Origin of the sequence: Synechococcus sp. CBW1004 (assembly GCF_015840715.1) — a bacterium.
Lineage (GTDB): Bacteria > Cyanobacteriota > Cyanobacteriia > PCC-6307 > Cyanobiaceae > Cyanobium.
This window is the reverse complement of sequence record NZ_CP060397.1, coordinates 2344197-2357463: the sequence shown is the minus strand read 5'-3', so window position 1 is coordinate 2357463 and position 13267 is coordinate 2344197. Positions and strand designations below refer to the sequence as shown.

The window sequence follows — 13267 nt, the reverse complement described above, 5'->3', positions numbered from 1 at the left end:
ACATCCCCAGCCCCGGCTCGATCGTGCAGGTGCGGGGGCGGGAGTGGGTGACCCTGCCCCAGAGCCGTGCCGAGAAGCAGGATCAGGTCCTCCGGCTGCGGCCGCTGGGCGGCGGGGATCAGACGATCGCCACCCTGTTCTGGCCGCTGGAAGCAGAAGCGGTAAGACCCGCTCACTTCCGATACCCCGAACCTTCTTGCAGCGGCTCCCAAAGCTCAGCGCTGCTGCTGCGCGATGCCCTGCTGCTCAAGCTCCGCGCCGGACAGACAACCCACGTCAGCCTGCCTGAGCCATCCCCAGCTCCTGCATCCGCTTCCAGAAGCCGCTCTTGCGGGCGTGATCGCGGCGGATCGCCGCGATGTAGGCGTCGTGGCCCGGGATCTCCCCCCAGTCGGAGATGCGGTGGCTAAGGCGCTCACAACTCTGCAGATGGCGGGCCGCATGGCCGTAGCGGCTGGAGCGCGCGTTGCTCAAGGTGAAGTCGACCATGGATCGCAGGGCGATGGTGGCCGCGAGGGGGTGGGCCTGACTCAGCTTTTGGGCGGCGGCATCCAGAAGGGTGTAGTGGTCGCCATCGAGCTGGCTGCGGCGGTTCAGCAGGAGCTCCGACGCGCGAGCGAGGGACGAGGGCCAGCTGATCAGGAAGCTCAGTGCCTGATCCACCGAGGGGTGGGCGAGGGCCTGCTCGATCGCCTGCTGCTCCGCAGGCCCATCCTCAAAGGCCGGCAGGCGATCGAGGTAATCCCGCAGCACGTCACTGCGAAGGCAGCGCGCAAACAAGCCCCAACGGGCGGCCTGAGCCTCGTCCTGCCGCTTCAGGGCCTCCAGCGTTTCGATGTGGGTCTCCTCCCACTCCATCTCCGGCCAGCGGGAACGATCCGGCGTGGCTCGGGTGAGGAATGCCAGCGCGTCTTCTGGTCTGCCAACCGCCAGCAGGCGCCGGGCGATGCCGGTGGCAATGCGGGGATAGCCCTGCTGTTCTGGCGTGTACTGGGCGATGTAGGCATCGATGTCGCCCATCGCCGTGGCCACCTCCTGAAGCCCCAGCTTCACGGTCCACTGCCGCGAGCTTTCCTCACGCTCATGGGCGTAGGTGGGGCCGCCGGAGCCCCAGCCCACCTGCTGCCACTCCTGCCGCGGCGGGACGGGAACCGGTTGCTCCGCCAGCTGCTCGAAACGACGCTTGAGCAGCTGCAGTCCCTCGGGGCCCAGGGCCTGCTTCACCTGCTGGATCACCCCGTCGAACACCCCATAGCCGTTGTCACAGAAGGCCTCGAACACCGCCTCCGCCAACGTGGCGGGGTTGGGCTGCGCCGCCTCGGTGATCCGGCCCAGCTCGCCCATCGCCTGGCGGAACAGATCACCCATCAGGCCACTGCTGTCATCGCAGCGGCCCAGCACGTTGTTGCCCAGCTCCAGGAACTGCCACAGCAGCTCCCGGGCCGCCAAAGGCTCGGCCTGGGCGATGGGGCCAGTGATCGCCTCCAGCTGCAGGCCCAGCTCCTGCAGTACCGCCCAGCGTTTCTCACGCTCCAGGAAGCCCTGCGACCGCCCGATGGTGGCCAGGCGCTGGCGTACCTGCGCGGCGGCCTCCTGGGGACTGGTGGCCTGGGCTACGGCCAGGCGGATCCGCCGCTTGATCGCTGGGTCGCTGCCTGCCAGCTCCAGCAGCAGCTCTGCCAGGCGCTCGGGGCCCAGGGCGATCAGCACCTGAGCATTCAGGCTCGATGAACGGGGCACCGGCGGGGAGCCACGAACGACGATCCAGCCTGGCGGATCCGGGCGGAGCGGCCAGACGCGATCGCCAGGGTCCCAGAACAAGCCCCAGGGCATGCCTCCTGCTCGGGCGTCATGGTGCCATCAGGCAACGCATGAGCCCCTTAAGATGTCATCACATAACGTGTCTTGGGTGTTCCGCCGGCCTTGGCCCAGCTCAGTCCCATCGTCCAGCACCCCCCGGCGGCCCTGGAGCAGGCTCTGCAGCGGCTGGGGCGCAACATCCGTACCGCCCGGCTGCGGCGCCGCTGGCGCCTGGAGGACGTGGCCGAGCGGATGGGCGTGAGCCGCTTCACCGTGGCTGATGTGGAGCGTGGCAAGCCCGGCACCTCCATCGCCGCCTACCTCGGAGCCCTCTGGGTGCTGGGGCTGCTCGATCAGCTGGAGGCGGTGGCCGATCCTGACCGGGATGCAGAAGGCAAGGCACTGGAGGCCGCCCGCCAGCCCGGCCAGGCCCCTCGCCGTCAACGCTTCGACGACGACTTCTGATCAGCCTCGTCCATCCCCCTTTGCCCAGCCCTGGCGCTCTCCTGTCATGCCATCGGATCTCGAGTGCTACGTCTACGTGGTCCTGCCGGGCAGCACGGCGTTCGTCACGGCGGGCCGGTTTTCGCAGAGCAGTGATCGGCAAGGCCAACCGGTGGGCACGTTCGTCTATGGCCGCCGCTACCGGGAGCGGCAGGACGCGGTGGAGCTCGATCCGGTGCAGCTGAGGCTGCGCCAGGGCCCCTTCGAGACAGCCCGCCTGGGTGGCTTCTTCGGGGCCCTGCGCGATGCCTTGCCGGATCACTGGGGACGCCGGGTGATCGCTCGCCATGGCGGCCTGGGGGAGCCCAGCGATTTCGATCTGCTGCTGCTCGGACCGGACGATCGCTGCGGTGCGGTGGGCTTTGGCCGCGGCGTTGATCCACCGGCGCCGCAGCGCCGCTTCCATCGCACCCTCGATCTGGAGCGCATCAAGCAGGCGGCTGATGCGATCCTCCGCGAGGAACCCCTCCAAGCAGGCTCAGCCCTGGAGCAGGTGGAGGAGCTGATTGGCCAGGCCGGCACGTCGATGGGCGGCGCCCGCCCCAAGACCACCGTGGAGGCCGACAACGCCCTCTGGCTGGCCAAGTTCCCAGCGCCTTCCGACACCTGGAACCAACCGCGCGTGGAGCACGGCCTGCTGTTGCTGGCCCGCCGCTGCGGGCTGCAGGTGGCCGAAAGCCGCCTCACCAGAGTGGGCGATGCCGATGTGCTGCTGGTCAAACGCTTTGACCGCGACTGGAGCGAGACGGGATACCGGCGCCATCGCATGGTCAGCGCCGTCACCCTGCTGCAGGCGGATGACAGTGCCACCGATCGCGGCAGGTGGTCGTATCTGCTGCTGGCCGATGAGCTGCGACGCGTCAGTGCTCAGCCGGCGGCGGATCTGCGGGAGCTGTTCGGCCGGATCTGCTTCAACGCCGCGGTCTCGAACATCGACGACCACCCCCGCAACCATGCGCTGCTGGCCAGGTCAACAAGCTGGCAGCTCAGCCCCGCCTACGACCTCACCCCCGCACCGCTGCAAGCCGAGACCCGCCGCGACCTGGCCATGGGCTGCGGCCTGGTGGACCGCAGCCCCAGCCGCTGGGCCAATCGCCGGGCGATCCTGGCCGGGGCCGGTCGCTTTCTGCTCAAGCCGGCGGAAGCCGAAGCGATCGCCACGCGGATCTGCAACACCGTGGCCAGCAGCTGGGAAGCCACCCTGCGCGAAGCTTCGGTGAGCCCCGCCGACTGCCAGCGGCTCAGCCGCGCCTTCCTCTACCCAGGGCTGGAGCTGGATCCGGAGATGGTGGACTGATGGCAGGCGATCAAGACGCAGGCGGAAGGAAGTCAGAACATCTTCATCTCCAAGCCAGTCAGCCAGTTGTCAAAGCGAGGGCAACGGCTTCGCACATGGGCCAAGCCAGCCTTCTCGATCGCATCAGGCCCATGCAACTTTTTGCGGTAGTCAGGAATCAGCCGCTCCAACCTATGGCTGGGCGATGTTTCCTTGGAATTATTGATCTCTTCAGGCTGCAGTGAAGCCACCTCAGCCTGAAGGCGGGCGAGCCCAGCCAGTTGATCTGGAGCGTCGTAGATCGTTTCGAGATCAGGAAGACAGGCCATCACCAGGGCCTCGAACTCATGCAGTTGCAGATAGGGGATGAATCGCCAGTCATCGATCCTCTTTCCCATGACCTGTTCCAGGCGATCGCAGCGATCAGCCTGGCTGCGATCTGAGGCGATACGATCGCGCCCTGGAAAGTCATCAGGCAGCCCATAGAGGTCGAACAGGGTTGTCAGCCTGAAGTCACCCGATGGGTTGTCCTTCAGGCAGTTGCGGATGTCTCTTTCCCAGTCGGAATAGCAACCGCCACCACGAGCACCCTTCCCCTTGTTGCCTCTTGCAGCTGCCTTGGCTTTGCCAACAATCGTGGACGAGACAGCAATCCCATAGCTCCACAGATGGGGCTGCAGAATCCGTCGCACGAAGTTGTCCTCTGTAGAGCCCTCCACGGCCACAATCAATCGCCTGACCGGATCGGCCATCAAGGCTTGCCTCCGATCACGCCCTTGTCGTAAAGCTCGCTGAGGCTGTAGTCCTCCAGCCAGGTCTGCAGGGCTTCACTGCTCAGCCTTGTCAGCTTTGTTTCACCGTGCTGCCGCTCCACCACCACCACCTCATCGGGGTTGAAGTAATCCAGCAGCTCCGTGGACTGTGTGGAGAGAACAATCTGGGTATGGCGTGAGATCGAGCGGCAGAGCTCGGTGATCAAGGCAATGGCGGAGGGATGCAGACCAAGCTCGGGCTCGTCGATGCTGATCAGCCTGGGCAAGCGTTCGCTGGGCTGCGAAAGCACCGTGATCAGCGCCAGTGCCCGCAGTGTGCCATCAGAGAACTGGTGGCAACCGAAGCGTTCGTCGCGATCATCGATCCAGTCGAGCCGCACACTGCCATTGACCGCCACAGGATCCAGCTGCTTGATGGCTGGGGCGATGTGGCGGCAGTGACGGTTGATCCGCTGCCAGGCCTTCTGATCGGCGCTGTCGTCGCTCTCCTTCAGGCGGAGCAGGTAGGCCGCGAGATTGGAGCCGTCAGAACGAGGATAACGATCGTCCTCTCGACGCGCATGCGTGCGCAGCTTGGATTGGGCCGAGGTGTCGTGGAAGTGGTAGAAGGTCATCCGGCCCAGCCAGGCATTCAGGGCCACTAGAGCCTGGCGGTCGGGGGAATCATCAGGATCGAAAGAATCCTGAAGTCGTGACTCACGATGACCTGAGCCGAGCTGACTGAATGAGCCAGTCCCATCAGGATTGATGCGTTCCGCGGTTTCCGATTGAAAGTAGAGCGTGTCGCCCGGCGCAAAAGCCAGACAAGCCTCGTAGCGGTAGGTCACACCCAGATCCCGAATCACCACACCAAGCTCGACAGCATCCGTCGCTTTGGGGCCGTAATGCAACAGAGCGGACGCGAAACCGTGATCAGCCACGTAGCGCTGCAGGGAGCGAGTCCGCAGTAAGGGGATCAGGCGCAAGGCCTGGAGGAGATTGGATTTGCCGGCACCGTTCGGGCCGATCAGCACGGTGAGCCTGCCAGGCTCAAGGCAAACCTCCTTGAGGGAACAGAAGCCGGCAACATGGATCTCCTGGATGCCGTCCTGCTGGTCTTCAGGACGTGCGACCGGCTCAGGCGATGGCTGCATGGCGTTCCTCCGGCCTCTCTGGCAGTCTGCCGGCCAACGCCTCCTGCAGCACCGCCTCCAGCAGCCCCCGACGACTCTCCTCGCCCTGGCTGAGCTGCTGCTCCAGCTGATCGCAGAGGGGGGGATGGATACTCCTCACGGGTTGGATATCGGCGCCTGGACCTGGGTCTGACGGTGGCGGGTGAGCAGAGCCCGGATATCCCCTACCAGATGCCCCAAGGAGGGGTTGTTCTGACAGGCCTTGACCATGTCCATCGCAGGGAGAAGGTCGAGACAAATGTCCATTGGGTCAGTGAGGACAACGACTCCGCCGTGCTCAAGAGCTTGGGTGAGCCACTGCTTGTAGACAAGCCGCCCCGGTTGTGTAGGAGGAGAAGGTACAGGTACGCTGAAAAGCGCCTGGAAAGCTGCTGGATCAGCAGTACACCAAACCTCAACATGTGGATCGGGACAACCGATCAGGACACTGGGATAAAGAGAAGAATCGACAGATTTCTGAATGGCGCGAAGCGTAGGATGCCAGCCTGTACTATTTGCATCGATCAGCACGAGCAGTGCGTCTCCACGCGGCTGATCACTGGAGCTCAGTGCCCGTTGCCATGCCTTCAGGGCTGCAATGGCACGGCCATGGCCTCCTCGAGAAGAATGGAGGTTCAACTCAGGTGTCGAGACACCCGCAGCTTTGGCCAGCACCTTGATGAGGTTGCGAAGGAAGGTCTCATGTCCACTGTCTTCACAGAAGATATCGATCACCAAGCGACTAGCCATCCAGCCAGCCTCCAATGGTCATTGCCTGCAGAACCTTGGCATCGTCACTAGCGATCAAGCCCTCATTGATGTCTGTGGCGTCAAAGAGCGGCCCCAGAGGGTTAAAGGTTTGGTAGGTGGAACCATCAGAGGATGTGCCACAGCGAATCAATCGCACTTGGCTGGCGTGCAGTTCTCCATCCCTAATCATGCGCACAATATCAACGACCACCTGTGGGGAGTGGGTGGTGACAATGACCTGCTGGCTGCGGGATGTGCGAGCCAAGAGTCTGGTGACCACTTCGATTCTACGCGGATGTACCCCATTCTCAGGCTCTTCAAACGCAACCAGACCCTTCTGGAACGGATTGGCCGCCATGGCACACAGCGCCAGTAACCGTAGCGTGCCTTCCGAGACCACCCTCGAAGGAAGCCAGATTCCGTCCATCTGAATCCTGAGCTCCAATTCGCCACGCTTTTCGTTGAGCTCAGTCTGCAAGTCCGTGATGGATGGAATCGCCATGGCGATCACACGCCGCACGGCTGCAAAAGCATGTGGCTGTTGATGAATCAGACGATGGAGATAGGGGACGAGCCACTCGCCACGACTGCCGATATCCTGGACGTCACGAGGTGGCACGGGTTGCCGCATCGCAACCATTGGATCTAGATAGAGGATTCGCCAGGCCCCAATCTCGCGGTGCAAGGAATCAAAAAGGGGATAGCGCTCCGTACCTGTATATTGTCGATTCGAAACCACGGTATGTGATAATCCAACATCCTCCTCGAAGGGATGGCTTGGTGAGCCCTTACGTCGTATAGCGATAACCTCTGAAGGGCCGGCTTCTTTTGCGCGTGTAGTCTTTTCAACGCTACAGAAGCGGGGCTTGCGATTGGCCGTCAGCAGCTCAAGCCTTTCATCTTGGACAGACAGCTGACCCGTTTGCGGCTGGATTCCAACTTCGACCTGGTAGGAGAGAAGATCGGGCCTACGCTTGATACCTTCCGGCGGAGTCAGGCTCATCTCTGCATCCAACCGCAGGGTCGGCATGGGGCTATGGAGCAATTCCTCAATGCCACCTGAGGGCAGAGAAAAGGCCTCCAGGGGATTTCCCCGTATCCCCGTCGGAGCGAAGGCCTCATTCAAGGTGCGCTCGCCTACAAGCCTGGACAACAGCAGGAGAGCCTCAAGCAGATTGCTCTTACCTGCCGCATTGGGCCCAAACAACACAACGAGAGGCGCCAGGTCAACGGTGGCCTCGCGGAGGGATTTGAACCCCCGCACATGGATACGTTCCAGCATGGTCAGGCTCTCCCCTCCAACACCAAGTCTGCCTGAGAATCCGCCAATGCCTCCTGCAGCACCGCCTCCAGCAGCCCCCGACGACTCTCCTCGCCCTGGCTGAGCTGCTGCTCCAGCTGATCGCAGAGGGCCATCAGTTCGTCGACCTTGGCGACGATGCGGTGTTGTTCGGCGAGGGGTGGGAGGGGGATAGGCATTTTCCTGAAATCACCGACATTGACACCTTGCAGCGCGACCCCCTTTGTTTCACCCCTCATATAAGACTGGCAATATGGAGAGTCAATGGCAATCCGTATATAAGGTCTGCAGAGTTGACTTGAGATGGGCAGTCGAATTACGTGCTGAGTAATGTTGCCCCCTGCGAGGCTAGCAGGAACGAATACCGTTTTTCCGATTGTGCCGTCCTTGGAAATAAGTAAGTCCCACTCTTTCAGGGTTGTCTTGCGGAACTTCTCGGCCCGAACGGGGTCGCAGCATGGCAACCTGCTGGTGTCAATAGAACCCGTCTTCATTTCGGTGACTCGCACAGTGGGGACGCCATCAGCAACCCAGACTGGTTTCAGGATTCCATATGTAACTGTCTCGTCTGGCGGCACTATCGCCTCAATCGTTGCCCAGGTCCAAGAATCTGGAAGAGGGAGCTTAACAAGCGTCTTTGACTTGTCATCAAACGCCGTGGGGATCGGTTTTCGCTTTTTCTGCCACGGTGCCTTCAAGACTGCACTGAGCAACTGCTCCGCCGGCTCATCCTCCGGATCCTGCTCCACCAGCTTCCCGCGCACCGCCAGGTTCAGGATCGTCTGGCGCAGCTGCTTGATCTGGGCGGGGGTGTTCGTGAGGCTGGGCAACACCTGCAGGGCAAAGCGGGCGTCGCTGCGGAAGGCCTCCGGGTCGTCGCTGGGTTGGTTGAGGCGCTGCAGGCTGGCGGCCACCAGGCGCTCGCGGCACTGCACGCGTTGCGTGCGGGCGGCCTCCAGCTGATCGCACAGGGTCATCAATTTGTCGACCTTGGCGACGATGCGGTGTTGTTCGGCGAGGGGTGGGAGGGGAAGAACGAAATTCTCAACATCTTGTCGGGAAATACCAGGGATCAGACTTCTTGCTTCACTTTGCAGCTTGACGGCAAGCCGATGAGTGACCAAGGCAAGGTAGCGATCGTTCCATCCAATTGCTGTTAATGCCATGAGTTGACGACTTATCGCTACCTCTTGGATATCACAGATTGCTATTTTGCCAACTCCGGATCCCTTTGCCGTCAACAAAAGCTGGCCCTTGAAGGCAACGGCTTTGCGCACAAGCGCATACCTGGTGATACAAATGCCGCCAGGCGAGAAGTCTGAAGGGCCCGTAATGTACGGCAGTCCATCTGCAGGGTTTTCTGAGTATTCGCTTGGCTGCAGATGTTGACCCGAAATAAGATCAATTAGGCATCCAAGCCGACTCAAGCTCCAGCCCTTAGGAAGTTCTTCTAATACTTCCTCTCCGGTTATGGGCGGTAATGGCTTAAACCTCTTGATCTTTCCTGCTTGGGCCAATCTCGCCTTCTCTGTCGAAATCAGCCTGATCAACTCCTCCGCCGGCTCATCCTCCGGGTCCTGCTCCACCAGTTTCCCCCGCACCGCCAGGTCGAGGATGAAGCGGCGCAGCCTGGGGATCGCGTCTGGGGCTTCGCTGATCCGCTCGAACAGGGCCAGCAATCGCTCGGCGTTCATCGCAGCAGCGCCTCCGCCAGGATCGCCTTGAGCTGATCGCGCAGCTCGGCCGCCTTCTGCTCAGCGGTCTGCAGGTCGGCCAGCAGCTCCTCGGGGTCGCCGTGGTCGGCAGCGGCCACATGGGGATTCTTGAGGTCGAGGTTGTAGTTGCGCTCCTGGATCTGGGCGATCGGCACGCGCCAGGCTTGCTCGGTTTCTTTCCGGCCCTTGCGGTTGGGGCCGCCCCACCAGGCCACACAGTCTGCGAAATGCTCTGCGCGGATCGGGCGGGTCATCGAATAGGCCTTCTGCCCATCAGGCACGGGCTGCTCGTAGTACCAGATCTCCTCGGTGGGCTTGCCCTTCTCGAAGAACAGCAGGTTGGTGCCGATGCTGGCGTAGGGCTTGAACACCGAATTGGGCAGGCGCACGATCGTGTGCAAGTTGCACTCGGTCAGCAGCTGTTTCTTCAGCCGCGTTTTCACCCCCTCGCCGAACAGCGTGCCATCGGGTAACACCACGCCGGCACGGCCACCCGGCTTGAGCAGACTGATGAACAACGCCAGGAACAGATCCGCGGTTTCGCGGGTGCGGAACTCGGCCGGGAAGTTGTCCTGGATGCCGTCTTCCTCAACGCCACCGAACGGCGGATTGGTGAGGATCACGTTCACCTGATCGGCCACACCCCAGTCGCGATAGGGCCGAGCCAGGGTGTTGTCGCGCCGCACGAAGCTGGGATCCTCGATCCCATGCAGCAGCATGTTGGTGACGCAGAGCATGTAGGGAAGCGGCTTCTTCTCGATCAGCCGCAGTGCCGCCTGCATCGCCTGTTCATCGGCCAGCGTCTTCACATAGCGCTCGCGCATGTGGCGGATCGAGCAGGTGACGAAACCTCCCGTGCCGCCTGATGTATCCAGCAGCGTCTCGCCGGGTTGGGGATCGATGCGATCCACCATGAAGCTGGTGACGCCCCGAGGCGTGTAGTACTCGCCCGCATTGCCGGCACTCTGCAAATCATTGAGCAGCTGCTCATACACATCCCCGAAATGCTTGCGGTCGGCCAGGTTGTTGAAATCGATACCCTCCACCTTGTTGATCACCTGGCGCAGCAGCTGACCGGACTTCATGTAGTTGAAGGCATCGGCGAACACCTCGCGCACCACCTGGGCCCGGTGGGGGTGGGAACCCTTGAGGGGCATCTCCTTGAGATAGGGAAACAGCTCCTGGTTGATGAATTCCAGCAGTGTGTCGCCGGTCATGCCCTCTGGATCCTTGGCCCAGCTGCGCCACTGCAGATGCTCCGGCAGTGGTGAGCGGTAGTCATCCTCGGTGACTTCCAGGGCCTGGTCCTGGTCGTCGATGATCTTGAGGAAGAAGAGCCAGCACAGCTGCGACAGGCGCTGGGCATCGCCATCGACACCCACGTCCTTGCGCATGATGTCCTGAATCGCCTTGACGGCTGTCCGCGCAGAAGTGGTGCGCGCTGAGGTGGCCATCCCTCAGGCAGCCTCCCGGTAGAGCTCGGCCTGCAGGTCATGCACGGCCCGCTCAAAGCCCCCCTTGCCGCCGAACTCACGGATCAGCTGCAGCTGGGTCCCCATCTGACTGAAGGGTGGGATCGCCAGGATCCTGACGTTGTCGAGCTCGTCCACCACGCCCTCCGTTGCGTACTTGTCGAGCAGTGCCTCCAGCACCGCTCGTGCCTGGGGACCGTAGCGGCTGAAGACATCGCAGCGCAGGCGGGCCGCCCGCTGGGCGCGGCTGAGCGGCGGCTGGTCGTAGGCGATGTGGCAGATCAGATCAAACGGGTCGAGCTCGCGGCCCACCTCCTCCTGCAGCGCCTCCAGCAGCAGGCCCTCCTCGGCCAGCTCCTGCAGGATCACCTGCTTGCGCTCCTCTCCCCGCCAGCGGCGCAGGAAGCCGTCGAGATCGGCGTACTGCTGGCGCACCAGCCGGCGCGTGTAGTCGCGCAGCGATTCGGTGACGAGCTTGCCCTGCTCATCGAGATACTGCACCCGCTCGCTGAGCACCAGCACCGGCCGGCCCTTGATGTAGACCTTGCGGCGCGGTTCCCCTCCCGGTCCCGTCCCTGTTCCCTGTTCAGGGCCGCCGGAACCATCGCTCCCGCCGATCAGGTCGGATTCCCCATCCAGGTCCCCAGCACCATCTCCCTCCAGCCCATCAAGATCCTCACCCTCCGAGGTGGTGCCGGTTTCCGGCGGCAGTGGCGGATCACCCTCACCGGGTTCGTAGATCTGCACCGGTTCACCGTCGAACTCGGGATCGGCGAAATGATTGCTCGCCTGGCGGAAATCCACCAGGGTGAAGTACTCCTTGCCCGACTCGGCATGCAGGCGGGTGCCGCGGCCGACGATCTGCTTGAACTCGGTCATCGAGCCCACCTCACGATCGAGCACGATCAACCTGCAGGTCTGCACATCAACGCCCGTGGACAGCAGCCGTGAGGTGGTGACGATCACCGGCATCGGCTCCAGCGGATCGATGAAGTTGTCGAGCTGCAGCATGCCTTCGGTGTCATTCCCCGTGATCCGCATCACATAGTTGGGGTGCTGCTGCACTAGATCCTGGTTTTCGTTGATCAGGGCCTGTCGCATCAGCAGGGCGTGCTCGGTGTCGACGCAGAACACGATCGTGGGCTGGAAGCGATCGCCACTGGCCTTGAGGTATGCCGTGATCCAGCGGGCGACGCGGCGGGTGCGCTCATCGATCACCAGAACTCGGTCAAAATCCTTCTGGTTATACTGGCGGTCCTCGATCTCCCTGCCGTCTTTGTCCACCTCACCCCGTTTCGGGCGATAGCCGTGTACATCAATATCGAGATGCACACGGATCACCTTGTAGGGCGCCAGGAAGCCGTCGTGGATGCCCTGGCGCAGCGAGTAGCTGTAGATCGGTTCACCGAAGTAGTGGATATTCGACACATACTTCGTTTCCTTTGGTGTGGCGGTGAGCCCGAGCTGGGCGGCGCTGGCGAAATACTCGAGAATCTCGCGCCAGGCCGAATCTTCCGCCGCGCTGCCGCGATGGCACTCATCCACCACGATCAGATCGAAGAAGTCGGGTGAGAAGTCCCGATAGAGCTTCTGACGCTCGTCTGGCCCAGTGAGTGCCTGGTACAGGCCCAGGTAGATCTCGTAGGAGGGATCGATCCGGCGCTGTCTGTCGAGCGCCAGCGTCAGCTCCTGCAGCGAGCCATCGGCCTTCTCGATCGTGTTGGAGCTCGTGCTCAGCTTGGCCATCGCCCCTCCGAACGGCCGAAAGTCGTTGGTCATCGTCTGGTTCACCAGCACATTGCGATCGGCCAGGAACAGCACCCGCTTGGCCTGCTTCGCCTTCCACAGCCGCCAGATGATCTGAAACGCCACGAAGGTCTTGCCCGTGCCGGTGGCCATCACCAGCAGCAGCCGCGTCTGCCCCTTGGCGATCGCCTCCACGACCTTCTGGATCGCGTTGCGCTGGTAGTAGCGGGGCTCCTTGCGGTTGCTGCCGTCGTAGTAGGGCTGCAGCGCCACCCGTTGCTGGTCATCCGAGAGCCCCTTCCAACGGCAGTAGCGACGCCAGAGCTCCTCAGGAGCTGGGAAGGCCTCCAGACTGAGCTGGCTCTCGCGCTGCTCGCTCAGCCCGGTGCGGTCGTGCAGCACGAAGCCATCACCGTTGCTCGCGAACACGAACGGCGTCTGCAGCGCCTCGGCGTAGGCCAGTGCCTGTTGCATCCCATCGCCGACGGCATGGCTGTTGTCCTTGGCCTCGATCACCGCCAGCGCCACCTGCCCCACCAGCAGCACGTAGTCGGCCCGCCGTGGCTGCCCCTTGGCCACCAGCCGTCCGCGCACGGTGATCCGGCCAGCCGTGAAGGCGTGCTCGCGCAGGATCTGCTCCCGCAACCAGCCCGCCTGGTGAAGCGCCGGCGTAATGAACCGGTCGCAGATGTCGGTTTCGCTGAGGCGCTCCTGGGGCATCGGACCGTGGAGCGCCGGTACAGATCATTCTGAACGAACGCGGCCCGAAGGGTAGGGCTG

11 protein-coding genes are annotated in these 13267 nt (G+C 62.7%); 2 read left to right on the top strand and 9 right to left on the bottom strand.

From position 1 onward, the window contains the following. Window positions 1–276: 276 nt before the first annotated feature. Window positions 277–1740 carry a DUF6880 family protein gene (locus H8F25_RS11210; protein ID WP_197210480.1) on the bottom strand — a complete coding sequence of 488 codons (1464 nt, stop codon included), beginning with the start codon at window positions 1738–1740 and terminating at the stop codon, window positions 277–279. Between the two features lie 183 nt (window positions 1741–1923). On the opposite strand from H8F25_RS11210, the gene H8F25_RS11205 reads away from it, so the two are divergent. Beyond that, the gene (locus tag H8F25_RS11205; RefSeq protein ID WP_231596781.1) at window positions 1924–2265 is read left to right on the top strand and encodes a helix-turn-helix domain-containing protein; all 342 of its coding nucleotides are present in this window, start codon (window positions 1924–1926) and stop codon (window positions 2263–2265) included. 46 nt (window positions 2266–2311) lie between these two features. Beyond that, window positions 2312–3601, top strand: a complete 1290-nt coding sequence (locus H8F25_RS11200) for a type II toxin-antitoxin system HipA family toxin (RefSeq protein WP_197210478.1) — start codon at window positions 2312–2314, stop codon at window positions 3599–3601. Between the two features lie 32 nt (window positions 3602–3633). Here the strand turns inward: H8F25_RS11200 and H8F25_RS11195 are convergent, their stop codons facing one another. The 8 genes from H8F25_RS11195 to hsdR are packed head-to-tail and all read right to left on the bottom strand — an operon-like array spanning window position 3634 to window position 13207. Then, window positions 3634–4332: a DUF4276 family protein gene (locus H8F25_RS11195; RefSeq protein ID WP_197210477.1), complete on the bottom strand. Its 699-nt coding sequence runs from the start codon at window positions 4330–4332 to the stop codon at window positions 3634–3636. Then, window positions 4332–5486: an AAA family ATPase gene (locus tag H8F25_RS11190; RefSeq protein ID WP_197210476.1), complete on the bottom strand. Its 1155-nt coding sequence runs from the start codon at window positions 5484–5486 to the stop codon at window positions 4332–4334. Before H8F25_RS11190 ends, H8F25_RS11195 begins: the two co-directional genes overlap by 1 nt. Beyond that, window positions 5470–5625: a hypothetical protein gene (locus tag H8F25_RS11185; protein ID WP_197210475.1), complete on the bottom strand. Its 156-nt coding sequence runs from the start codon at window positions 5623–5625 to the stop codon at window positions 5470–5472. Before H8F25_RS11185 ends, H8F25_RS11190 begins: the two co-directional genes overlap by 17 nt. Next, window positions 5622–6239, bottom strand: coding sequence for a hypothetical protein (locus tag H8F25_RS11180; protein ID WP_197210474.1), 618 nt, complete (start codon window positions 6237–6239; stop codon window positions 5622–5624). Before H8F25_RS11180 ends, H8F25_RS11185 begins: the two co-directional genes overlap by 4 nt. A gap of 7 nt (window positions 6240–6246) precedes the next feature. Then, window positions 6247–7536, bottom strand: a complete 1290-nt coding sequence (locus H8F25_RS11175) for an AAA family ATPase (protein WP_197210473.1) — start codon at window positions 7534–7536, stop codon at window positions 6247–6249. 2 nt (window positions 7537–7538) lie between these two features. Further along, window positions 7539–9248 carry a restriction endonuclease subunit S gene (locus H8F25_RS11170; protein WP_197210472.1) on the bottom strand — a complete coding sequence of 570 codons (1710 nt, stop codon included), beginning with the start codon at window positions 9246–9248 and terminating at the stop codon, window positions 7539–7541. Further along, complete coding sequence (locus tag H8F25_RS11165; protein WP_197210471.1) at window positions 9245–10723, bottom strand: class I SAM-dependent DNA methyltransferase; 1479 nt, start codon at window positions 10721–10723, stop codon at window positions 9245–9247. Before H8F25_RS11165 ends, H8F25_RS11170 begins: the two co-directional genes overlap by 4 nt. Window positions 10724–10726: 3 nt before the next feature. Further along, a complete protein-coding gene (gene hsdR / locus H8F25_RS11160) occupies window positions 10727–13207 on the bottom strand; it encodes an EcoAI/FtnUII family type I restriction enzme subunit R (RefSeq protein WP_197210470.1) in 2481 nt (826 codons plus the stop codon). Window positions 13208–13267: the final 60 nt, after the last annotated feature.

Excerpts from the sequence above, each read along its gene's own strand:
- H8F25_RS11195 (WP_197210477.1), bottom strand. The coding sequence starts at position 4,332 with ATGGCCGATCCGGTCAGGCGATTGATTGTGGCCGTGGAGGGCTCTACA.
- H8F25_RS11190 (WP_197210476.1), bottom strand. The coding sequence starts at position 5,486 with ATGCAGCCATCGCCTGAGCCGGTCGCACGTCCTGAAGACCAGCAGGAC.
- H8F25_RS11200 (WP_197210478.1), top strand. The coding sequence starts at position 2,312 with ATGCCATCGGATCTCGAGTGCTACGTCTACGTGGTCCTGCCGGGCAGC.
- H8F25_RS11165 (WP_197210471.1), bottom strand. The coding sequence starts at position 10,723 with ATGGCCACCTCAGCGCGCACCACTTCTGCGCGGACAGCCGTCAAGGCG.
- H8F25_RS11170 (WP_197210472.1), bottom strand. The coding sequence starts at position 9,248 with ATGAACGCCGAGCGATTGCTGGCCCTGTTCGAGCGGATCAGCGAAGCC.
- hsdR (WP_197210470.1), bottom strand. The coding sequence starts at position 13,207 with ATGCCCCAGGAGCGCCTCAGCGAAACCGACATCTGCGACCGGTTCATT.
- H8F25_RS11175 (WP_197210473.1), bottom strand. The coding sequence starts at position 7,536 with ATGCTGGAACGTATCCATGTGCGGGGGTTCAAATCCCTCCGCGAGGCC.